Origin of the sequence: Clostridium sp. AF22-10 (genome assembly GCF_003478725.1) — a bacterium.
Classification (GTDB): domain Bacteria; phylum Bacillota; class Clostridia; order Lachnospirales; family Lachnospiraceae; genus Otoolea; species Otoolea fessa.
Window position 1 is genome coordinate 129,524 of the sequence record NZ_QUFZ01000001.1, and the last position, 22,615, is coordinate 152,138.

20 protein-coding genes and 1 pseudogene are annotated in these 22,615 nt (G+C 44.3%); 1 reads left to right on the forward strand and 20 read right to left on the reverse strand.

The window, feature by feature from the left end:
- Positions 1-110: 110 nt before the first annotated feature.
- From yqeB to DWX91_RS00610, 8 genes are all read right to left on the reverse strand, one after another.
- Positions 111-926: a selenium-dependent molybdenum cofactor biosynthesis protein YqeB gene (yqeB, locus tag DWX91_RS00580; RefSeq protein WP_118293485.1), complete on the reverse strand. Its 816-nt coding sequence runs from the start codon at positions 924-926 to the stop codon at positions 111-113.
- A 114-nt stretch (positions 927-1,040) separates the two neighbouring features.
- Positions 1,041-1,271 carry a DUF3343 domain-containing protein gene (locus DWX91_RS00585; protein WP_107000534.1) on the reverse strand — a complete coding sequence of 77 codons (231 nt, stop codon included), beginning with the start codon at positions 1,269-1,271 and terminating at the stop codon, positions 1,041-1,043.
- A gap of 16 nt (positions 1,272-1,287) precedes the next feature.
- Positions 1,288-1,674 carry an aminotransferase class V-fold PLP-dependent enzyme gene (locus DWX91_RS17740; protein WP_412693802.1) on the reverse strand — a complete coding sequence of 129 codons (387 nt, stop codon included), beginning with the start codon at positions 1,672-1,674 and terminating at the stop codon, positions 1,288-1,290.
- On the reverse strand, positions 1,596-2,426 hold the full coding sequence (locus DWX91_RS00590; protein WP_412693793.1) for an aminotransferase class V-fold PLP-dependent enzyme: 831 nt from the start codon (positions 2,424-2,426) through the stop codon (positions 1,596-1,598). Before DWX91_RS00590 ends, DWX91_RS17740 begins: the two co-directional genes overlap by 79 nt.
- Positions 2,423-3,040 carry a sulfurtransferase-like selenium metabolism protein YedF gene (gene yedF / locus DWX91_RS00595; RefSeq protein ID WP_118472186.1) on the reverse strand — a complete coding sequence of 206 codons (618 nt, stop codon included), beginning with the start codon at positions 3,038-3,040 and terminating at the stop codon, positions 2,423-2,425. The genes DWX91_RS00590 and yedF overlap by 4 nt, the downstream gene beginning before the upstream one ends.
- A 12-nt stretch (positions 3,041-3,052) precedes the next feature.
- A complete protein-coding gene (gene selD, locus DWX91_RS00600; RefSeq protein ID WP_118472187.1) occupies positions 3,053-4,087 on the reverse strand; it encodes a selenide, water dikinase SelD in 1,035 nt (344 codons plus the stop codon).
- A gap of 70 nt (positions 4,088-4,157) precedes the next feature.
- Entirely contained in the window at positions 4,158-4,928 is a 771-nt protein-coding gene (yqeC, locus tag DWX91_RS00605) for a selenium cofactor biosynthesis protein YqeC (protein ID WP_243033931.1), read from the reverse strand.
- Positions 4,907-5,257, reverse strand: a complete 351-nt coding sequence (locus tag DWX91_RS00610; protein ID WP_022359085.1) for an arsenate reductase family protein — start codon at positions 5,255-5,257, stop codon at positions 4,907-4,909. The genes yqeC and DWX91_RS00610 overlap by 22 nt, the downstream gene beginning before the upstream one ends.
- A 417-nt stretch (positions 5,258-5,674) precedes the next feature.
- Here DWX91_RS00610 and DWX91_RS00615 point away from each other — a divergent pair, with 417 nt between their 5' ends.
- Positions 5,675-6,616, forward strand: coding sequence for an ion transporter (locus DWX91_RS00615; protein ID WP_022359086.1), 942 nt, complete (start codon positions 5,675-5,677; stop codon positions 6,614-6,616).
- A gap of 229 nt (positions 6,617-6,845) precedes the next feature.
- Here DWX91_RS00615 and pheT read toward each other — a convergent pair whose 3' ends face one another.
- From pheT to DWX91_RS00680, 12 genes and pseudogenes are all read right to left on the reverse strand, one after another.
- A complete protein-coding gene (gene pheT, locus DWX91_RS00620; RefSeq protein WP_118472188.1) occupies positions 6,846-9,266 on the reverse strand; it encodes a phenylalanine--tRNA ligase subunit beta in 2,421 nt (806 codons plus the stop codon).
- 20 nt (positions 9,267-9,286) lie between these two features.
- Positions 9,287-10,330: a phenylalanine--tRNA ligase subunit alpha gene (pheS, locus tag DWX91_RS00625; protein WP_117796200.1), complete on the reverse strand. Its 1,044-nt coding sequence runs from the start codon at positions 10,328-10,330 to the stop codon at positions 9,287-9,289.
- A gap of 1,143 nt (positions 10,331-11,473) precedes the next feature.
- Entirely contained in the window at positions 11,474-12,622 is a 1,149-nt protein-coding gene (iadA, locus tag DWX91_RS00640; RefSeq protein ID WP_118472190.1) for a beta-aspartyl-peptidase, read from the reverse strand.
- 86 nt (positions 12,623-12,708) lie between these two features.
- Entirely contained in the window at positions 12,709-14,229 is a 1,521-nt protein-coding gene (gene yfcC / locus DWX91_RS00645; RefSeq protein WP_118468203.1) for a putative basic amino acid antiporter YfcC, read from the reverse strand.
- 167 nt (positions 14,230-14,396) lie between these two features.
- Complete coding sequence (locus tag DWX91_RS17745) at positions 14,397-14,519, reverse strand: hypothetical protein (protein ID WP_022360385.1); 123 nt, start codon at positions 14,517-14,519, stop codon at positions 14,397-14,399.
- Between the two features lie 24 nt (positions 14,520-14,543).
- Positions 14,544-14,807, reverse strand: coding sequence for an acylphosphatase (locus DWX91_RS00650; protein WP_182426641.1), 264 nt, complete (start codon positions 14,805-14,807; stop codon positions 14,544-14,546).
- Between the two features lie 3 nt (positions 14,808-14,810).
- Positions 14,811-15,785 carry a Gfo/Idh/MocA family protein gene (locus tag DWX91_RS00655; protein ID WP_118472191.1) on the reverse strand — a complete coding sequence of 325 codons (975 nt, stop codon included), beginning with the start codon at positions 15,783-15,785 and terminating at the stop codon, positions 14,811-14,813.
- Positions 15,786-15,810: 25 nt separating this feature from the next.
- Positions 15,811-16,844 (reverse strand): annotated as a pseudogene (locus DWX91_RS00660) (alcohol dehydrogenase).
- A 21-nt stretch (positions 16,845-16,865) separates the two neighbouring features.
- Positions 16,866-17,222 (reverse strand): hypothetical protein, encoded by a 357-nt coding sequence (locus DWX91_RS00665; protein WP_118472193.1) that lies wholly within the window; start codon positions 17,220-17,222, stop codon positions 16,866-16,868.
- Between the two features lie 295 nt (positions 17,223-17,517).
- Positions 17,518-17,844, reverse strand: a complete 327-nt coding sequence (gene tnpB / locus DWX91_RS00670; protein WP_347474982.1) for an IS66 family insertion sequence element accessory protein TnpB — start codon at positions 17,842-17,844, stop codon at positions 17,518-17,520.
- A 708-nt stretch (positions 17,845-18,552) separates the two neighbouring features.
- Positions 18,553-20,415, reverse strand: coding sequence for a UvrD-helicase domain-containing protein (locus tag DWX91_RS00675; protein ID WP_118472194.1), 1,863 nt, complete (start codon positions 20,413-20,415; stop codon positions 18,553-18,555).
- A 4-nt stretch (positions 20,416-20,419) separates the two neighbouring features.
- Positions 20,420-22,615, reverse strand: a complete 2,196-nt coding sequence (locus tag DWX91_RS00680) for an AAA family ATPase (protein ID WP_118472195.1) — start codon at positions 22,613-22,615, stop codon at positions 20,420-20,422.

Consider the following 22,615-nt stretch of genomic DNA (forward strand, 5'->3'; position numbering starts at 1 on the left):
CCAAAGGAGCTTATCCAGAAAGTTTTACGCTGTTTTTTTGCTATACGTCAATGATTAGGATGAAATTTCTTAGAATTTTTCTCAAAGGAACTATTGCTATAGTCTCTCTTTTACTTCCATAACTGGGCACACACCAACTCCAGTACACTTCCCGCGATACATCTCGCCTTGTCCGAGATCAGAAAACAGTTGGAAAGTTCCTCTTTTCTCGGATCGACATCTGCTACCTTGAAATGTTCCGTCACCCGATAACCATCCCGCAAAAGACCTCGCAGAATGCCCGTGATCTGTGTCTGAACCAGAAGTTTCGTTCCGTCCTCCTGCCAAATCTCCGCGATCGTGTCCCCGGCTTCAACGATATCACCGATCACACGCACATTTTTGAAAATACCCGCTGCCTGCGCGTGAATCACCCGCTCTGCACCGTATCCGCCGATCACGCCCGGAATCCCCGTATTCGGGATTGCCGCACCCTCGCGGATAATTCGCCCCAGCCGGTGACCGCGCTTTGTCTCCACCACAACATCCACATCCTCACCTGCCGTAAAGCCCGGACCAAGTGCAATCGTGAGCGGTGCCATATCCCGGCGGGTTCCAAGATTTCGCTTTGCCAGAATCGCATCGATCACAACAGCCGGTTTCAGCGCTCCAATCGACACGCCTTTCGGATCAATCAAAATCGGCACGCTATTTTCCTGCCAGACCGCTTCTGCCTCCTCATATCGATCAATCCGGACAGCACGAAGCCCCTCGACCTCAGTTGTTTTTGTATAAACCGCCTCACACAGAGCTACCTGTCGCCGGATCGCCGCCGGATTTTCAATCTCCAGCACCAGCACCCGAAGCCCTGCCGCCCAGAGCCGATGAATCGTTCCAGTTGCCAGGTCACCGCCGCCGCGCACAATAATTAAATCATCTCGTTTCATGAGGATGCCTTCTCCTATCTCACTTTTGTTACTATTATTTCCATTACCTGTTTATGCAGCTTCTTCTTCAAATAATTCCTTTGATTGTGTTTTCTACTTTTAGAGTAATTCTTTTTACTGCCACACACACGACACCTTATCATAAACAGAAGTGTCTATCCGTCCGCTCCACTGCTCCCACTCTTCCGGACGCATCCGCCACGCAAGACCACAGCCGGCAGAAATCTCCCTCGGAAGTGGAATTAAACGTCCCGAAATGCCCGTTTCCATACATCGTTTTTCCCATTCCATCGCCGCCACAGTTGTCTGAAAGGACAGTACGATAAATGGATGTTTTTCTCTCATACTACCAATTTCTCCCCTACGCTTCCTCTGCCAGTGCCCGAACTGCTTCTGCTGCCCTCTCAATCTCCTCTTCCGTATTAAAATGCGAAAAACTGAACCGCACCACTCCCTGACCTACCGTTCCAAGCGCCCGGTGCATGAGCGGCGCACAGTGTGCCCCCGCGCGGACGCAGATGCCGTATTCTTCCCAGAGTGCATCCGCCACACGTGCCGAATCTTCCCCGGCAAGGTTGAGGGAGACGATCGGCGCATGACATTTTGCCGCCGGATCTCCATACACAATGATGCCCGGAATTTCCTTCACCTGTTCGTAAAAACGGCGTGTTAAATCCCGCTCCCGTTTCTGCAATTTCTCGATCCCCTGATCCATCCGGTAACGGATGCCTGCTGCCAGCCCCGCCAGACCATGGACATTGAGCGTCCCAGCTCGAGTGCCGTTGGCATTTCCTTCGGATGGTGTTCATCATAACTGTGAATGCCGCTGCCGCCAACCAGAAGCGGTTCCACCGAAAGTCCCGGCTTCACATACAGCCCGCCGGTTCCCTGTGGTCCCAGAAGCGCCTTGTGCCCGGTAAAACAGAGCACGTCGATTCCGAGCTTCTGCACGGAAAACAGTTCTTCCCCTGCAGTCTGCGACGCATCCACAATCAGAAGCAGTCCATTCCGTTTAACAAACGAAGAAATATAGGAAAGATCCGTCACATTTCCTGTCACGTTGGAGGCGCCGGTAATTACCACCGCACGCGTCTCTGGGCGCAGAAATGCTTCCAACTCTTCATATTTTAGATTTCCACGCGCATCCACACCCACAAAACTAAGCATCGAACCCTGATCACGAAGACGATAAAGAGGACGCAGCACCGAATTATGCTCACAGACCGTCGTGATCACGTGATCGCCCGGACGAATCAGCCCGGAAATGGCTATGTTCAGCGCCTCCGTTGCGTTTGCCGTAAAGGCAATCCGCGACGCATCTTCCGCATCAAACAATTCTGCTGCTGCCGCACGTGCCCCGTACACCAGTCTTGAAGCATGTAAGGTTGCCTCATGCGCGCCGCGCCCCGGATTTCCTGCGGTGCGAAGCGCCTCAAGGACCGCCTGTTCCACCTGCAGCGGCTTTTGAAGCGAAGTCGCCGCATTGTCCATATAAATCATGGTTTTACCACATTTCCAGCGCCCAGCATTTTTTCAGCGATGACATACATGTTGGTTACACCGCCGACTGCCAGCTTCTCGGTCAGACCATAGAAATTCAGGCAGGTGCCGCAGGTCAGGATCTCCACACCTTCTGCCTCCAGTGTCTTCAGATCCTCCAGCATCGGAGATCCTTCACAGGTCAGACTGGCTCCGCCGTTATAGAAAAGAATGGTTTTCGGCAAGTTGTCCTGCTGGGTCAGGGCAAATGTAAATGCCTTCAAAAGCGTCTTTCCAAGTTCCTCACTGTCCTCGCCCATCTTATCATTGGCAATCACAACCACGGTATCGGTACGGCTGTCCGGAATACAGGCTTCGCATCCGGCTCCTGCCTGTGCTTTTTCCTCTTCTGTCTGTTCACCCACCGTAAAGATAACCTGATATTCCTGATCCGCCAGCTTCTTTGCACTGCTCTGATAGCCCTTCTGCTCTGCCATTTTCGTCAGATTCTGAACTGCAATCTCATTATCCACCAGCACTTCCACCTGTCCGGCACCCGAAAGTTCCTCTATCGCGTGTTTTGCCTTTACGACCGGAATCGGGCATGCGTCTCCTCTTGCATCTACTTTCTTCATTTCTGTTTCCTCCTATCCTCGTACAAAAATTTCAACCTTTCCCGGTTCCGTGATCGTTCCCACGATCCGCGCCGGAAGCCCGGCGTTCTGCAGCTCCTGTTCCAGTTTCTCCGCCTCATCCGGGGCAGCTGCCATCAGAAGTCCGCCGGAGGTCTGCGGGTCAAACAAGACCTCTTCCATTGAAAACGGTACATTTTCAAACTGCACCGCCGCCCCGACATAGTTGCGGTTTCTCTGTCCTGCCGCCGTGTATAAAAACGCATCTGCCGACTCACGTGCGCCCGGAAGCACCGGGATATGCTTCACATCAATCTCGCACGACAGCCCGCGCCCCATCATTTCATGCAGATGTCCCAGAAAACCGAACCCAGTCACATCTGTGCACGCGTGAACCGTGTACTTCCGGCTGATTTCCGCCGCTGTTTTATTGAGCGTCGTCATCGACTGTACCGCTCTGTCCATCTGCTCTTTTGTCACTTCTCCGACGCGGTTTGCCGAACAAATCAGCCCAACACCCAATGCCTTTGTCAAAATCAGGCGGTCGCCCGGCTGTCCGGCATCATTGGCGTACAGCTTTTTCGGATTTACCAGTCCCGTCACGGACAAACCGTATTTCACGCCCGTGTCCGCAATCGAGTGACCGCCCGCGAGAATGCCGCCTGCTTCTGCCACCTTCTCCGCGCCGCCCTGTAAAATCTGTCCCAGAACATTCAAATCCATTGATTCCGGAAAACACACCAGATTCAGCGCCGTCTTGACCTCACCGCCCATCGCGTACACGTCGCTCAGCGCATTTGCCGCTGCAACCTGTCCAAAAATATACGGATCGTCCACCATCGGCGGGAAGAAATCAACCGTCTGTACCAGCGCCAGCTCCTCCGTGACCTGATACACTGCCGCATCGTCCCGGCTGTCATATCCGACTAAAAGATTCGGATCCTTCTCGCCGCGCGGTAGTTTTTCCAAAATGCGGCTTAAAACACCGGCTCCCAGCTTCGCCGTACAGCCGCCGCCCGTACAAAATACAATGTCCTTTTTCTCACTCATTTTTCTCACCCCTGATTTCGTTCTGTTTCTGAAAAGGAAGTTAAAATTCCCTGAATTCCGTAGCTATGTTTCAGGATATCCAGTACCTTTCTGCCATCCTCCGGCGCTCTGACGTGTCCGCCTGGTTCAGAACCACAAAAAACGAACGCCCCGATATATCTTTTCTGGCACCGTTTTCGCTACCAAGAAGCCACGCCAGAAGTTCTGGGGTCAAAGGCGTATCTTTCGAAATGGGCACTTCTTTGAGCAGTCTTTTTCCTTCTTTGGGATAAGCTGCGTCCCCATACTCGCACACATCCCTGTTCCACGCCTCAATCGCCAGTTCCGCCCGAAAGCACACCTCCCCCAGCGGACGATACAGGGCACTCAGCCCCGCAACCGCCAGCACGATATCGCTCTGCGGCAGTATCACCGGCTCATACGCCGCCGGAAATTTACACGGAAGACATTTCGCGCCATCCGCCTCCAGAAATGTGATATCTGCATCCGAAATCCACTCGCTTCGAATCGATTCTGGCAGAATTGTCAATTTTTCGTGTGGGGCTGGGGTTCCGGCTACGACATAGGTTCCCTGCTGCCAGAGACGATCGCGCTCTTTTCTGGCATTCTCCCACGCGGTATTTTCTTCCTCATTTACCACAATCCACGGCACATTTACCGGCTTCCGAATATGCGTCGTCGTCGCCGTCAGCACCCGCCATCCCTTCGCCGTGCAGTACGCCGACAGCGCATACAGAAGCGTCGTCTTTCCGCCTCCGCCAATCAGCGAGACCACGTGTCCTTTTTCACGTAAGAAAGGAAACTTCTGCTCCCAGTCCATCACCGCAGCTTCTCTTCCCATTCCTTCTCCCGAAATCCCGTTAAAACAGTATCTCCATCCACAATGACAGGGCGTTTTACCAACATCCCATTGGTGGCAAGCAGCTTCAACTGTTCGTCCTCGCTCATCTGCGGCAGCTTATCCTTTAACTGCATTTCCTTATATAGCATCCCGCTCGTATTGAAAAATTTCTTGATCGGCAGCCCGCTTCTCGCCTGCCACTTCTTCAATTCCTCATACGTCGGATTTTCCTCCACGATATGGCGCTCTGTATATGAAATTTCCTGTGCATCCAGCCATTTTTTCGCTTTCTGGCAGGTACTGCATTTTGGATAATAAATAAACAGCATCGTATTCCTCCTTTGTGAGCATGCTTGCTATTATACGGCACCTTCTATTTTAAATGCGGCCGTTTTAAACAAAGCATTTTACCTTTTTAAATTACCTACAGAAATTATACCCAGACACCAGAAAGATTGCAAGGGATGCCTGAAAATGATACAATAATAGTATCTGCAACTATATTCAAGTCGAACGTCCGTGAGACTTGGCGCGTGATCCTGGTCAGCGAAGCTGACATATTCCTATCAGAATCACTGCGCAACCTCGCGGAGCGTTTATCTCAGTCGGAGACAAGGCTTCCACTGAGACAAATTTGCTATTACTCACCACCTGAAGAGGTAGGAATCTTCTCGACTGAGATACCCCCCTCTTTTATACCAACAGGGAAACACATTCACCCAAAAATTATTATAAAAATATCCACTATGAAAGAAAAAATATTTAACATCATCCAGATCGGCGACAAGAGCAACCGTATCAGCCGTGCATTCGATATTTTCATCACCTTCACGATCATCTGCAATATCATTGTCACGTTTCTGGAAACATTCGATCAATTAACATCCTTCGGTGGTCTGTTTACCATGCTGGAACATGCCAGTGTCCTGATTTTCTGTATTGAATACGCGCTGCGCATCTGGACTGCCGACTATCTCTATCCAGAAAAAACGCCGGGACGCGCCCGGTTCTGCTTTCTCATTTCCTTTGATGGAGTGGTGGATCTACTGACGATCATCCCGGTCTTTTTTCTGTCGGGCTTCATCATTTTCCGTATGCTGCGCGTGGCGCGGATTTTCCATCTGTTCCGGCTCAATGCGAAATACGACTCGTTCAACATCATTACCACCGTACTCTATGAAAAACGGAACCAGATCATTTCCTCTGTGTTCATCGTCATGGTGCTGATGCTGGCGAGCAGCATGTGCATGTATAGTGTCGAGCACAACGCTCAGCCGGACATTTTCCGCAATGCATTCAGCGGCATCTGGTGGAGTATGTCCACGCTGCTGACCGTCGGTTACGGCGATATTTACCCGGTCACAACGCTTGGGCGCGTGATGGCGATCTGCATCGCCTACCTCGGAGTCGGTGCCGTCGCGATCCCAACCGGTATCATCAGCGCCGGTTTCGTCGAACAGTACCAGCGCAAGAGCAGCCTGTCCAGCATGAAGGACGCGGATATTCAGGAAATTGCCGAGGTTTTCGTCGATAAACGATATGCCGGAAAAACCATTGAAGAGATGGAAGAAGAGCAGAATATCAAGATATTTCTGGTGCTGCGCGATGATCTGTCGGTGCTTCCGCAGAAAAATATGGTTTTGAAATTAAATGATATTGTGATTATACGAATAGAAAATGAAGCGTAATCAAACTTATCATCAAACATTTTTTATGAACGTGAAAAAGAATGTGCCTTGGCACATTCTCGCGCCGAGCGCGGTCGCTTGCGACATGTTTCTGCTTCGCGCGAGTGCGCATCATTGGCACGTTAGTGCCTTTTTGTGTAATAGGGAATTCCAAGGAATTTCCTATTACACAAAAAGACTGCGTCCAAAGTTTCTCTCTCTGGACAGCAGCCTTTTCTTTTCTTCAAAATCAGCTTCTCAGCTCAATTCCATACATCTTATTCAGCTGTTTCAGCACTTTCTTGACATATCCGTCAACGGTATCTGCCTTGAACGCCTCTTCCTTCGGAGTGAAGAGAACGGTAAATGCCATCGATTTCTTATCGGCTGCGATCTGTCTGCCCTCGTATACGTCGAACAGGCTAACATCCTTGACGTAAGCACAAGCCTCGCGGATACAGCCCTCAACCTGTCCGCAGGTGATGTCTTTGTCCATAACCAGCGCCAGATCACGTTTTTCCTCCGGGAATTTTGGAAGCGGCTCAAATACTTTGGCTTTTCCATACCATTTCTCCAGCGCTTTCATGCTGATCTCCAACACATACGCATCTTCGCGCATTGCCTCTTCCTTCATGATCTCATATTTTACCTTACCGAGGTAACCAATCTCCTCGCCCTCGCAGAAGATCGCTGCGGTCTGATACGGATGCAGGAACGGTTTCTCTGCTTTTTCATAGTTAAAAGTAATATTTAAAACATCGGCAACTGCCTCTGCCATTCCCTTTAAGGTAAAGAAGGACTCTTCCTTACCAAATGCACCGATGCACAGCGTCTCTCGCTCTTCCGGATATTCCGTCAGAGGCAGGGACTTCGGAATAAATGCATTTCCAATCTCGAAGATACGTCCCTCGAAGATGCCTCTCTTCTGGTTGCGTCCCATCGCATGAATCATCTGCGGTGCCAGTGTTGTTCTCATCAGGGACAGATCCTCGTTGATCGGATTCATGATGCGGATCGCCCTGCGCTCTGGCGCGTCCTCTGCAAATCCCATTTCATCCAGATCCGACGGGGAGAAGAAGGAATAGTGGATTCCCTCAAATGCGCCAACACTGCACAGCGTTCTCTTTACTTTCAGAATTGTTCTCTGACGCAGGTTGCTTCCACCGATCGTCACCTTAGCACTCGGCAGGAAGGTCGATGTGATGTGATCGTAGCCGTACATACGGATCACTTCCTCGGCAACATCCGGATAATCTTCCATATCCTCGCGGTATGCCGGGAAATGCATGGTCAGTTCGTCGCCGTTGATCTCCGGCTGGAAGTTTAAGCCAGTCAGGATGCGTAAAATATCCTCGTTCGGAACGGTAATACCCAGAACAGCGTTTACCTTCTTAACACTTGTCTTGAAGGTAGTCGGCTCTAAGGAGTTTCCGGTATTTACATTTTTATGGGTCTTGGAAATCTTACCAACTCCCAGCTCCTCAACCAGGTGCAGGACACGTTTCATCGCCATCTCAGTTGTGTACTCATCGACCCCCTTAGAATATCGCTGGCTCGCGTCGGATCCCTGTCCTAATGCACGGGAGCTTCTGCGGATGTTGTCACGGGCAAATTTAGCTGCCTCAAACATCACTTCCGTCGTGGTATCACGGATCTCAGAATTTAAACCACCCATGATTCCGGCAAGTGCTACCGGCTTTTTGCCGTCGCAGATAACCAGATTGTTCGGATTTAAGGTAAATTCTTTCTCATCCAGCGTCACGATCTTCTCGCCCTCGGCCGCGCGTCTTACGTTGATCGCATTGCCCTCCAGATAATCGCAGTCAAACGCATGAAGCGGCTGACCTAACTCACGCATGATATAGTTTGTAATATCAACAATATTGGAAATGGAATTATTCCCTACCAAAGCCAGACGTCGTCTCATCCATGCCGGGGACTGACCCAGTTTTACGTCATATACATAGTGTGCAATGTAACGCGGGCAAAGATCCTGTGCCTCTACCGTTACGTTGAAGCCTTCTTTCTCAACTTTTGTCTCAGTGTAATCCAGTGCCGGCGTCTTGAGCGGCTCGCCCAGTGCGGCAGCAACCTCTCTTGCCAGACCGAAAATACTCTGGCAATCCGGACGGTTTGCCGTGATAGAAACATCGAAGATCCAGTCATTTAAGCCGGTCAGCTCTTTGACATCCGAACCAATTTCCGCATCCTCCGGCAGAACCAGCAATCCGTTGTAACCAGCACCCGGATACAGATCCTCGTTTAAGCCAAGCTCGGTACCAGAACACAGCATACCCTGGGACTCATAACCTCTCAATTTACCCTTTTTAATGGTAGCCACGCCCTCGATCGTCACATGATCTTTTGCAGTTGCATATACTTTCGCGCCAATCATGGCAACTGGGAATTTTCCACCAGCTTTTACATTGTCAGCGCCACAGCAGATCTGTAAGAGTTCCGGACCACCTACATTGACCTGGCACACATGAAGATGTGTTTCCGGAATCGGCTCACAGGAGTCAACATAACCAACGACGATGCCGCTGATATCCTTGCCAACCTGCCATTTTTCTTCTACCTCAAATCCACAGTCAAAAAGCTTCTTCTCCAGCTCATCTGCGGAAATATTAATATCTACATAATCTTTTAACCAGCTTAACGGTACAAGCATTTCTAATCCTCCTGTCCTGATCAGTCATCGATCTGATCCAGCACACGCAGATCAGACTCAAAAAGCATCTTGATGTTGTTGATGCCGTATTTCAGCATTGCGATACGCTCCAGACCCAATCCGAATGCGAATCCACTGTATTTATTGGAATCAATGCCACAGTTTTCCAGTACCTTCTTATTTACCACACCAGCGCCGAGAACCTCGATCCAGCCAGTTTCCTTGCACAGACGGCAGCCCTTTCCGCCGCACTGGAAGCAGCTTACATCGACCTCGACAGACGGCTCCGTGAACGGGAAATAGGACGGACGAAGTCTCGTTTTTGTCTGCTCACCGAAAATTCTCTGAACAAACATATCCAGCATACCCTTTAAATCACACAGGGTGATGCCCTCATCAACAACCAGGCCTTCCATCTGGCTGAACATCGGAGAATGGGTCGCATCATCATCAGAACGGAATACCTTACCCGGGGAAACAACCTTGATCGGCGGTTTTTTCGCTTCCATGACATGAACCTGTCCAGCCGATGTCTGGGTACGAAGCAAGAACTCCGGAGACAGGTAGAATGTATCCTGCATATCGCGTGCCGGATGATCCTGCGGTGTATTTAAAGCCGTAAAGTTATAATAATCGGTCTCTATCTCGGTTCCCTCATATACCTCAAATCCCATAGAGGTGAAGATATCCGTCAGCTGATTGCGGACCGTCGTAACTGGATGCAGCTTGCCGTAACGGATTTTAACCGGCGGCATCGTAATATCAATCTTCTCTGATTCATAGCGCTGCTGCTGCTCTTTCTCCTTTAATTTCTGATCCAGCTCGTCAAAGAAATTGTTTGCCCACTCCTTGGCGCCGTTGATTGTCTTACCAAATTCCGCTTTCTGATCATTGGCAACATTACGCATTTCTTTCATCAGCAGACCAATTCTGCCCTGCTTATTATCCAGAAAGGTCTTCTTAAACTCATAGACACTCTTGGAAGTCGTCAGAGCATCCGCACCCTGGCGGATTTCCTCTTTGATCGCAGTGATCACTTCATTCAGCTCTTTTAAATCCTGCATGATTTCTCTCCTTCTATTACTTTTGTTGCTTTTTATCTTGATATTGCTTTAACTTGTGGACACGAATTTGTGCATAAAGGATGTTCTCTGGCACATTCGGGCGTCTCGCGCGGTCGCTTGCGACATGACATAAAAAAATCCCTTCGCACAAAACGTGCAAAGGGACGATCATATCTATACCGCGGTACCACCCAGCTTCCTGTCGGCAGCTCATTTTTTCGTCTGCCACAGACACTTTCCGGTATGTAACGTACACCAGACGGCAATGCCTACTCTAAATTTCAGCAATGCAGCTCCCGTGGGAAATTCGGATATCTGTCTGAACGGAAAAAGGCTCACAGCCGCTGACCTCTTCTCTCTGACCGGAAACAGTATCTTATAAAACACGATCATAGCTTTTGGTTTGTTTGGTTTGATTGATTTCATGTATGCAATCTGTTTATTATTTTAGGCATGTTGGTGGGAAATGTCAAGGGATTTCTTTCCTTGATATTTTCATCTTGGTATTTTCAAATTATAAGAAATTTTACTTACTGCAAGCATTTTGCAAGCACAAAGCCCAGAAACCTCTAAAAAAGCAGATGTTTCAGTTTGAAAACTTCCGTGTAAGGAAGCTCACTGCAATCAATGCCCTAAATTTTTATATTACCCTGTGCATGGCATTTCTGGCACATATGTCCATGAAATCAGAAACGCATGCCCTGAAGGTTGCAATCATACAGAAAGCAGACCCTATAAAAGAAAAAATCCATTTCAGCTATTATCGGCTGGCTAAAGGTATCTCAGGCATACTGTCGTATGTAAAAGAAGGGATCAGGCTATGGTTTCGGACAAAACGTCCGATATACCGTCAACTTTGCCTTAAGCTGGTCGCTTAAATAGATAAAAGAATAACTCTCCCAAGTAGTGAAAGGAATCATCCATTTATCATTTATCTCCTTCTTCTATCATATAGAATAATTATAATTCAAACATTTAGAATTGTTATTATATTTGTGGTGTATGTCAACAACTTTTTTTCTTTTTAATTCTACCAGCAGACAGCATCTCTTTTTATGCAAGGTTATCATTTTATCAACTGTATAAGCACGCAAAAAAGCACCAGCCAACTAAGTGACTGATGCTTCTCACATCTGATATCCTTTATTTTTTATAAACTGTATTCCCTTTTGCAATCACTTCAACAAGCTGAAGTTCCTGGTCGAGAATACAAAGATCCGCATCATAGCCTTCTTCAACCTTACCTTTTCCCTTAAGACAAAGAATATCTGCTGGATTCGATGTAATTGTAGAAATTGCTATTTCTAAAGGAATTTCTGTTTTAAATACACATTCCTTTACTTCCTTCAGAAGGCAGCTGGACTGTCCAACGCCCATTCCAAGGAATTTGCCATCACTACTGTACATCGGAAGGCTTCCCTGCCCGTCAGAAGAAATTGTTATGCGGTCAGGATTTACTCCTGAATCTAACATCCGTTTGATACCATTACATACACGTACCTCATCACAGATAGTTTCCCAATAGTCAATATCTTCATTTCCAGTAAAGTCTACTGCTCCGCCTTTCAGTGCATACTCAATCGACTTGCCAAAAAGCATCTCATTTCGATTGATATGTGTTGGCAGTATTTGAGTTGCCGGTATCTCTGTCTCATCGACTACTCGTTCAATCAGATCTAAGCATCTCGGACTATCGCCCAGATGAACATTTACAATGCCAGCTTTCCCGGAAAGAACACCACCAAGCCTTGTATCCGCAATGACACGTGCAAATTCCTCGAAAGTCGGCTGTGAAGAACGATGATCCGAGATCGCGATTTCTCCCGTTCCAATGATTTCCTGAATCATCATAATATCTTTCACAATACTGTCAGTCAACGTGCGGACCGGAATCTGATAACTTCCGGTATAACAGTATGCAGACATTCCCTGCTCATTCAATCCTTTTGTCTTTGCAACCAGTGCACACATATCACGACCGATTCCATCTGTTCCAAGGCAGCCAACAACGGTTGTCACTCCAAACTTCGTAAGTCCTTCCATGGTTGCTTCCGGAGTACGATTGGCGAATCCGCCTTCGCCACCACCTCCGAGTACATGAACATGACTATCAATGAATCCCGGAGTTAAAAGTAGCCCCTCTCCATTGATCCTTTCTGTCTCAGAAAGAAATCCGTCTGCGGATATAGAACCCGCATCTTTAATCTTAACAATCTTATCATTGATTATAAGTACATCTTTTTTCCCCAGATGCTGTGGAGCATAAACATCAATATTCTGAATTAATTTCATCACAAATCACTCCCACTGAGACAAATTTGCTATTACTCGCCACCAAAAGAGGTGGGAGTCTTCTCGACTGAGATAAAATACATATTTTAGAATCCAATTCCAACTGCAACAAGAACTGTAATGATTGCACCAATCATTAAGACACCAAGGAATTTCCACATGAATTTAATCCAATTAGACCACTCAATCTTTGCAATTGCAAGAGATCCAATCAAGCATCCGGATGTAGGAACAATCAGGTTTGTAAATGCATCACCAAGCTGGAATGCAACTACAGCTGTCTGACGCGAAACACCTAACAGGTCTGACAGCGGAGCCATGATCGGCATTGTGATGGCAGCCTGTCCTGTTCCGGATACAACGAAGAAGTTAAATACGGACTGGAACAGATACATAAGTACGGCTGCAACTGCTCCGGAAACTCCAGACAATGCATTTGAAATATTATACATAATTGTATTAATAACTGTAGGTGTTGTCGGATCAGAACCACCAAGAACCTGCATGATTCCCTGTGCCATAGCAACGACAAGGGCAGCACCGATCAGGTCTTTTGCTCCATCTTTGAAAGATGTTGCAATATCATTCAGTTTCATATCATTCAGTTTAAAGATAACTCCAAACACACCGGAAACAATTCCCATAATAAAGAACTGTGTTGCAATCTCCGGCATGTAGTATCCCTGAGTCATAACTCCCCAAACTACCCATACTACTGTAACAGCCAGTGTCAGAAGGACTAAAATGTGTCCAAGACCAAATGAATGTCCTTCGTCAATTCCTGTTGTTTCATTCTGCTCACGGAAATATGAATCCGTCTTATATGCGATTGAGATTGTCGGATTCTTTTTAATCTTTGATGCATAGAACATAGTCATTCCACAGCCGAGTGCTGTAAATACGACCCACATTACCATACGGAATCCTGCACCGGAGAATACGTCAATACCTGCAATACCCTGTGCAATGCCTACAGAGAACGGATTCATCCAAGATGAACCGAAACCAATCTGTGTGGCAACATAAGTAACAAGAACTGCGATAACTGAATCATATCCAACTGCTACAAACAACGGACAAAGAATCATAGTAAACGGAAGCGCTTCTTCTCCCATTCCGAAAACTGCTCCACCAAGAGAAAACAGTACGAAAAGTATCGGAATCAGTAGTTTTTCTGCTCCCTTGGCCTTACGGATCAATCCGATCAATCCAGATTCAATCGCACCTGTACGGATCATGATACCAAATGCACCACCTACTACCATAAGGAATGCGATAATCTCGATTGCAGAACTATTTACGATTCCGTTATACATATAGTTGAAGAATCCTGTTCCACCATCTCCGCTAAAGAGTGCTACTCCTTCTGTTACTACATTTCCTGCATCATCTGTCAGATACTGGAAACTTCCGTCCTTGATTACTGTACGGGTTTTTTCAACACCATTGATCATATATGAAATATCCTGTGTTTCGTAAAATCCCTTTGGTACAAGAAATGTCAGAAGTGCTGCGATAACGACTACTAAAAAGATGATAATGTAGGTATCTGGCACTTGGAATCCCTTGTTAAAGGACTTTAGCCCTTTTTCTTCTTTTTTGCTCATTTTTGAGTCTTCCTCCCATTTTTTGATATACCATATTAGTGTACCATAGAATGCTAAAAAGCCAACTAAAAATTTACATGTTTTTTGTCATTTTCCTGTATTTTTATACACCCAAAAATGGAATTGGCTCTGGTAATGCAAATCATGACCACTGGCTTAGCCAGTGATTAGACTGCGCCTTCCGGAACCTGCGGAAAGGCCAGATCCTCAATCGTTCCATACTGAAGAGCCGCATTTCTCTCTTCCTCTGCCCAAAGTCTGCTTGGATGATTGGAAAAATTGATAAACATAGTAACATCCCCCTCATTTTATCTCTATCTTATCTTAAATCCTCTTTCTTCTTCACAGGGAATCTCTGTGATCTCCATATCCGCCACGTTGATCCATCTCTGTTGCTGAATCCGATCTAACATTTCCCGAATGGAAGCTTCGCTTCCCTGCACTTCCATCTCCACTCTTCCGTCCCACAGGTTCTCCACCCAGCCGGCCAGGCCAAGGGACTGGGCGATATAAAAGGAGCGGTAGCGGAAGCCGACGCCCTGGACATCACCTGAAAAAAAGATGTGTTTTCGTACCATAATTTACATCTCCTCCGGATACTGAAATCCCCATTCTTTTCTGAATTCCGTCATCATACCCATCACATCTTTTGTATAATCCAAATGCATGCATTCTGCATCCCCACGGATGGCTTTCTCCATATCCGCCAGCTCATAGGCCAGCGCATCTGCATGCTCACCGGTCTGAATCACTTCCGTTTCTCCGGAATCTGTATAGGTGATTCTCGCTTCCCAGGCTCTCGGATATTCCATGATTTCTATATATCCCTTTTCACAGGATACCATGCCTCTTTTCGGCTGCTTGGAATGCAGCGACAACATGACAGATGCCATCTGGCCTTCCTGATTCATCAGCAGCAATCCTGCCTGTTCATCCACTCCTGTAGGTGCCGGTTTTACCTGGGATAAAAGCTGATCCGGCTTGGAATCCATAAACCAACGGATAAAGGAAAGCGCGTACACCCCGATATCCAGCATGGCACCTCCTGCCAGGTTTTTATTAAAAAAGCGGTTGTTCATATCATATTCTTTGAAGCTTCCAAAATTCATAGTAATCAGATTCACCTTTCCAAGTTTCCCTGACTCAAGAATCTCTTTAAGTTTTTTATAAATCGGCATATGATAAATCGTCATGGCCTCACCTATGACAACACCCTTTTTATCCGCCAGAGCAATTGCCTCATCCAGTTCCCGGCTGTTTAAGGTGATAGATTTTTCGACCAGAATGTGCTTTCCATTCTCAATTGCCCTGCGCATAAAATTAATATGGGTATTATGGGGAGTTGTGATATAGATTACATCAATATCCGGGTCTGTAAACATGTCATTATAATTATCATATACCTTTTTTATCCCATATTTTTCTGCAAATTCAACCGCTTTCTCATGGGTTCTGTTACCCACCGCATCGATGTTTCGCCCGTTTTTCTTTAAGGCCACGGCCATTTCATTTGCAATCACTCCGGTTCCAAGAACTGCCCATCTGATGTTCTGCATGTATCTCTTACCTTTCTTTATCCAACTAGCACTCCACCGCTACCTTAATCACTCCATCTTTCTTGTTCTCAAAAAGCTCGTATGCATCTTCGATCCGGCTAAGCGGATAGGTATGGGTAATAAGCGGTTCCGTATCGATCTTGCCCTCTGCAATGAGGCGAAGCGTCTCCTCACAGTCGCATCCATCTACACCGCCGGTTTTAAAGGTAAGATTCTTGCCATACATATCCGGAAGCGGCAGCGTCTGGGCTTCGTCATAAAGCGCTACCACTGTGACGATTGCATTAGGCCTTGCACATTCCCAGGCTAACCGGAAAGTAGAGGGAGCTCCTGCCACCTCAAGGACTACATCGGCTCCGCATGATCACTGTTTTTCTGAACATATTCCAGACATTCCTCCGGTGAAACGGTGTATACATCCGGATAATGCTCCTTTATAAAGCGGATACGGTTTTCATCTTTCTCGCAGACAATGATTCGTTTCGGTTTCTTTAACATTACGCATAGAAGGGTACAAATACCCGTCGGACCGGCACCGATGATCAGAACTGTATCTTTCTCCGTGATCTCAGAGATTCTCGACGCCCAATAACCGGTCGCCAGCACATCTCCCACAAACAGTGCCTGCCGGTCTGTCACTCCATCCGGAATCTTATTTAATCCCTGATCTGCAAATGGAACCCGCACATATTCGGCCTGTCCGCCATCGATACGGCATCCCAGGGCCCAGCCGCCATTCTCCTCCGTACAGTTATTTACATATCCATTTTTACAGAAAAAGCATTCACCGCAGAAGGTCTCTACGTTTACAGTGACCCTGTCCCCCGGCTTCACATGGGTCACCGCTGCCCCAACTTCTTTCACAATTCCTACCATCTCATGGCCGACTGTAATTCCAGGGACCGCCCGCGGCACACTTCCGTGTTTGATATGCAGATCACTGGAACAGATGCTGGCCAGTGTTACCTTTACAATCGCATCCCGTTCGTGCATAAGCACCGGTTTTGGTTTTTCCACTAATTCAAACTTTCCCTTAGAAATATATGTATATGCCTGCATTGCTTAACCCCCTTCTTTCTATTATTCATACTGAATCCTATTATAGGCGAAACTTGGGGTTATTAGCAAGATTTGCCGTAAAAAACATGCTTCTGCTTCATTGAAACATTCCGCGTACATGATGGCTAGTTCCAACTGCTGGCAGGCTCCGGTATCATATGTCATTTTTTCAGAAAAACGTCCAAAGCGAGTTGCCTGCGCAAGGTTCCATTTTTCAAGGATCACCTGCATCTGCTGGTTTGTCCGTTTCAACTCATCCGTAAGAACAGCCAGCTGGCTACGTAATTCTTTTTCCTGCTCCATGCTTTCAAGCAAGAGCTGCAGGATATCTTTTTTATTCAGTTTTGCCAGCTGTTCTTTTGATAACGCAAGTGCCATACGGACGATCAGTCTCCTTCGCTTTTATGGATCCAGTATAACAGAAGAAGCGAAAAAACACAAAAATCAGACCGATATCTTTTCGGTATTTTGACGGTGGAAAACTCCTGCTCCAAAAGCAGTTCTTTCTGTAGAGAATACCTTCCAGGCTGCCTGAAAACAGGTGGATCCGGCTTACTTTTCATGTGGCAGAGAAGACTGTCCACAATTCATGTTAAGCGGATAAAAAACAGAACTTTTTATCCCCATACAGGCTTTCGAATCAAACAGAAAACTTCTCTGTTTTGTACAAAAGTCACACTGGATGTTTTGGATCGATCTTATGGACAGATGGATCTATGGAGTATCCGCTCATGAGCAGATGATACTGCTCCGAAGTGATGTTCCGGGCTTCCGCTTCCGATCGGGGCCATTGAAAAGTTCCCGCCTCCAGCCGCTTATAAATAAGCAGGAAGCCGTCTTCCTCCCAGACCAGCCCTTTGATCTTCCGGTTACTGGAACCACAGAAGAATTTGAGCGTTAACATTTCATTTGGATCAGCTGTTACAGACCTCTGCACAGGGAACTGCTTTGGCTGCGTTACTTCAACAAAGCCGCTTTCTACAAGCAGGGCCTCTTTCACTTTGCGGAGCCAGTAATAATAAGAGTCTCATGAAAGCTGATGCTGTGCACAATAATCTTTGACAGACAGACCAGATTCGTTGCGCTCCTGAATAATAGCAGCCCAGTTTTTTACACGGATCTGTGCTGTGGCAAGTTTGGTGTTCATAATTGACCTCCTAGTGTGAAAAATGGGAAAAGTGTATTGTACAACTTTTCCAACATTATCTCAAACTTGGAGGTGTAGTTCTAGAGATGTGTGGTTTACTATTTACGATCGAAATGTTCCAAGACAAACTCAAACCAGATAAATAAGCACGACAAAAGCCCTTAGCTATGAGTTTTATACCCACAGCTAAGCTTTTTAGATAAATATGGATTTATTTGTTGCACAACCACCTGTCAATCATTCTCTAACCCTAAAACCACTGGATTACAAGAATAATGGCTCTCATGCAACCGTTATCAAATTGTTATCAAAAGACTTTTAAAAGTGCTGCAAACCCGCATAAACGCTGGATTTACTAAACATTTTTGTTTATTCAAACTCGGCAAGTCCAAAGATATTATTAAATATATTTGTTTAAGTTTTGTATCTTTTTTGCCGTTATTTTATTTCAGTTGCATATATTATTTGGGCTTGCTGATTTTCTGTTGCCAATTTGTTGCCACTTCATTATAACCGGCACAAAAATATTTTACAACCTTTATTCCAACTTCTTACAAAACTTTATATTATATAAATCTCATTTTCTAAGAACCATCCATTCGATAATGCTGTAGCTTTAACCAGCTCTTCATTTTCTGTATAAGCAACAACAGCTAAACTATTTTCTGCTCTTGTACACGCAACATAAAAAAGACGCGCTGTTCGTGTAATACCAGTATCTTTACCATCACGTTCATTTTTTATATCCGTGTCGCTCTGTGCTTTCACTCCAAACAATTTCTCATAGCTGAATAAAAAACCTTTAGCTTGTGCGTCATCCAGAATGACCATAACTCTAGGGAATTCTAACCCCTTAACACCTTGATGTGTAGCGAAACGTGTATTATCAGAAACATATAATGCATATCTTTCTACTTCGTAAAATGGCACAGACAGCGCTGTTCTCAGCGCTGTTATCTTCTCATCTTCATCTTGAGAATACTCTGTTAATAATTCATCTATACGACTCCCAACATCAAATAATCCTGTATTTTGAATAGATTCCAGGACTTCTAAACAAGTTAGATTTTTTTCATCATTCCAAAGTTGCATCAAAGTCTCCACTGCTTCTTCAGCATTTTTCAGCAATTCTGTTTGGTCTTTAAATTCCTCTACGAAAGCATCTTTACTTAATAAAGGAGAATTTTTCCTAACGATTTTGGCAACTTCAAAATCATTTCCAATCTTATAAGCTTTCACTAAAGGAGATACAATCTTTGATAAAATCGATAATTCTAATATTGAACCATCACGTAATGATGTATCAAATTTTTTTGAATCATTTAAGGGCATATATAATTCAGAAAATCCAAATCTACTTGCTGCCATATGGTGCTCAAGAATCAAACTTTTGTACTGATCATCATCATTCCACCCAACGTCACCAGTATCTTGTGCCATCATTTCTGCAACTTTTTTTTCTATATACTCCTTGTCTTTCGATTCTGAAGTAATAAATAATCGTACTATCCCCTCGTCTGCATCGTCTCTCGCTCGTTGTTTTTTGTCATCTACAGTACTTCTTATCGAATTAGCTAAAGTGACAATACGTTTTGCACTTCGATGATTCATTATTTTAACAGGTTTTATCCAATTATCCGGAATACATTTAGCAAGATCTTCTTTTCCATCCATATATATCTTTTGCATAGTATCGCCAAACATTCCAACAATAAATTTCCCACTGTATTTTTCACACACAATTAACAACGCATCAATCAATTCCTTTTTGGTATCTTGACTTTCATCAATTAATAAAATTGGATATTTTGAAGTTAAAATATCCTGCATAGTTGGTTCTGTTGCAATAAACTCCGTGCTCATTTTAATGACTTCACTATGACTAAGCGAATCATATCCAACATTGTCTCCATTAGGATTGTACGAAAATTTTTGTACTGTTCTAATTTTAGCAAGCCTATCCATCTTCTTTTTTATCTTCTCTTCTCTTTTTTCGCCTGCTTTGCTTCCAGTTTTCTTAGTCTTCTTTCTTTGAAGTTCCTCAATCTCCTTTTGAACAGATTCTACAAGCCATGACTTTATATCTGCTTGATAGTATTTTATCAAATCCCATAAAAAGCTATGTATTGTAGACACAGAAAAAATTGTTTTGTACTGTAGCCTCCTAGATATTTCATCACATGCCGCATTTGTATAAGTAATCACTGCAACCTGTTTACCGTTCATTAAAAGATTTTCGCCTTGTTCTCTATCTAAAAAATTCAATGTGTTTATGAGACTTCTCGTCTTCCCCGAACCAGCTCCTGCAAATACAAAAAAACATTTTGGATTTTTTGTAGAAAAGCAATCTTCTATCTCCTTATCCACATGATCATCAACATGATCATCCCCATAACTTTTTTCTAACGGTATTTCTTTTTTCATTATTTTATTCCTCTGGATCTAAATATGTTTGTAACCATGCTAAACCTTCATCAATATACGTAGGAATTGTAAGTTCATTAGGGTCAATCGCATAAATCAAATCTAATGCAAATTCAGCTTTTTGATCTGATTTTCCATTGCGCAATGTTTCATATACTTTCTTGTGAAAAGTTTCAAAAGAATCTGCTGAATTAATTTCATCACATACACTCTTTATCAAACTACCTGTATCATCTATTGATAATTCTTTAAAAAGTTTATAATTTGTGTAAACAAGGCAATCTTCAAATGTACTCGCAATCGCCTCTTTATCGTCCCCTCCATAATCAATAATAACTGGTGTTTGATATGCAACTCGAATAGGATATTTATAAGGCGTTTCTCGTAATAGCTCTTTCTTTTCAAAAGGTAATGACAAAAGATTATCTAAATTTTTTTCTTTAAGAAGCCATTGAGTAATCGTATAATTACTACTAATCTCCCCTTTTCCACGTTCTGGAAAAATAGCTTTATGATGTCCTGTTGCTTCGGCTGAATCTATGTCTGCAATAACAAGTGTAGGTATACATAATTTTTCAATCAGCGGATTTAGTCGATGAGAATGTCTCCCGTTTATACTAAGAATTGATATATATCTTTGATATAATTTAGGATATTTATTCCGTATAAAATGTGGCACTAACATATTTTCTGCTGATCCCTCAACCAAAATCACAGCATCTGCAAAAAACAAATCACAATGTGTTGTTTGTAAATAGCGTGTTACAAATTTATCTGTTTCATCATTTTTGCCAAATACATCAGATAAATTTATCACTTTTGATGTTGCAATTATATTTGTTGAATTTTCTGCCAATCTTTTAAAATAACGCAAATCAGCGAAATTGCTTTCCCTTGCTATGTGACTTGAATGAGTACTGATTACTAGCTGCGTAGCAAAGTTACTATTTTCCTTTATAAATCTATGATTCGTCAAAACACTATATGCTTTACGAATAAATACTTGCTGCACCTGAGCATGTAAATGTGCTTCTGGTTCTTCAATTAAAACGATATGTAACGGCTCAATCACCAAACCTGAAGTTTTCTTTATCTGTTTTGCCTTCCCTTCATGCATCCAATCATCTCGAAACCTCATCAAATCAAAAACCATAGAGATAAGATTTTGATAGCCTAATCCATTATACTTTTCTGGTAATTTTAAAGTTGTATCACTCCTGCTAAGTGTGTACTGCACCGCCGCATCATGTTTTAAAGTTTCACCCATAACCATTTTAGTAGCGATTGTAAGTTTGGGATCGGCTATTCCTGGATATCCCAATTCCTCCAATTCACGAATTGCTGGTGCAAATTTAATAATAAGATTTTTATCAAACACTTGTCGTGCCTGTTCAGCAGCCTGTAAAATATCTAAATCTTCTGATGACGGAGATTTCTCCGGATCAAGATGTTTTTCATAATAATCTCGCATTTGCTCAGATAACTGTTTTTGAGATTTTGTTGTTCCTTCCGTATTATCTGGATCTGCAAATCCACGTTGTGCATCAATCATATCCACTTTAATAATTCTCTTTAATGGATTATCAATAAAACATTCCATTTCAAAAGGTGTTTCCTGAGGTATCTCTGTTTCTTCTCTTGCAGCATCTAAAATATATGTTTTAATCGAAAAATATGCATTGAGATTTTTCTCTAAAAACTCACATAAATTTTTAGGATATAATCTTATCTCAACATTTTTCTTAGCAGTCTCAGCTCTACGTGCTGCAAAATATTCCTCTCTGTAATCTGCAAATAATTTAGATATATCTTTTGGCAAAAATGCCAGTCTAGTACCCAACTTTCCTCCACGCCATTTCAATGTTGGAATGATATTTGCTACATAATGTATTTCATCACGCTCTACATCAAGCCATATATCCATTTTGGGAACTAAACTTTCCCACTCCATAAGAGTCGTAGGTTCTTTACTATCTTCTTGTATCCAACTATCACCAATTTTATTGATAGCTGAACGCTTCGATATAGTTATATCATTAAAGTTAAAGTTTCTATCTGCAAGAAACTTTCCGAGTGCATCCATAGCAGACGTTTTTCCGCTATTATTAGCCCCAACAAAAAGTGTCGTCTTTTCACTAAACTCTATATGACATTGTAAGAGTTTTCGAAAATTTTGAATAGTTATCGCCAGTATTCTCAT

Bases quoted from the DNA above. Each gene is read 5' to 3' on its own strand.
- yqeB (WP_118293485.1), bottom strand. From the start codon at position 926: ATGAAACGAGATGATTTAATTATTGTGCGCGGCGGCGGTGACCTGGCA.
- DWX91_RS00585 (WP_107000534.1), bottom strand. From the start codon at position 1,271: ATGAGAGAAAAACATCCATTTATCGTACTGTCCTTTCAGACAACTGTG.
- DWX91_RS00590 (WP_412693793.1), bottom strand. From the start codon at position 2,426: ATGATTTATATGGACAATGCGGCGACTTCGCTTCAAAAGCCGCTGCAG.
- yedF (WP_118472186.1), bottom strand. From the start codon at position 3,040: ATGAAGAAAGTAGATGCAAGAGGAGACGCATGCCCGATTCCGGTCGTA.
- selD (WP_118472187.1), bottom strand. From the start codon at position 4,087: ATGAGTGAGAAAAAGGACATTGTATTTTGTACGGGCGGCGGCTGTACG.
- yqeC (WP_243033931.1), bottom strand. From the start codon at position 4,928: ATGGGAAGAGAAGCTGCGGTGATGGACTGGGAGCAGAAGTTTCCTTTC.
- DWX91_RS00610 (WP_022359085.1), bottom strand. From the start codon at position 5,257: ATGCTGTTTATTTATTATCCAAAATGCAGTACCTGCCAGAAAGCGAAA.
- DWX91_RS00615 (WP_022359086.1), top strand. From the start codon at position 5,675: ATGAAAGAAAAAATATTTAACATCATCCAGATCGGCGACAAGAGCAAC.
- pheT (WP_118472188.1), bottom strand. From the start codon at position 9,266: ATGCTTGTACCGTTAAGCTGGTTAAAAGATTATGTAGATATTAATATT.
- pheS (WP_117796200.1), bottom strand. From the start codon at position 10,330: ATGCAGGATTTAAAAGAGCTGAATGAAGTGATCACTGCGATCAAAGAG.
- iadA (WP_118472190.1), bottom strand. From the start codon at position 12,622: ATGAAATTAATTCAGAATATTGATGTTTATGCTCCACAGCATCTGGGG.
- yfcC (WP_118468203.1), bottom strand. From the start codon at position 14,229: ATGAGCAAAAAAGAAGAAAAAGGGCTAAAGTCCTTTAACAAGGGATTC.
- DWX91_RS17745 (WP_022360385.1), bottom strand. From the start codon at position 14,519: ATGTTTATCAATTTTTCCAATCATCCAAGCAGACTTTGGGCAGAGGAA.
- DWX91_RS00650 (WP_182426641.1), bottom strand. From the start codon at position 14,807: ATGGTACGAAAACACATCTTTTTTTCAGGTGATGTCCAGGGCGTCGGC.
- DWX91_RS00655 (WP_118472191.1), bottom strand. From the start codon at position 15,785: ATGCAGAACATCAGATGGGCAGTTCTTGGAACCGGAGTGATTGCAAAT.
- DWX91_RS00665 (WP_118472193.1), bottom strand. From the start codon at position 17,222: ATGGCACTTGCGTTATCAAAAGAACAGCTGGCAAAACTGAATAAAAAA.
- DWX91_RS00675 (WP_118472194.1), bottom strand. From the start codon at position 20,415: ATGAAAAAAGAAATACCGTTAGAAAAAAGTTATGGGGATGATCATGTT.
- DWX91_RS00680 (WP_118472195.1), bottom strand. From the start codon at position 22,615: ATGAGAATACTGGCGATAACTATTCAAAATTTTCGAAAACTCTTACAA.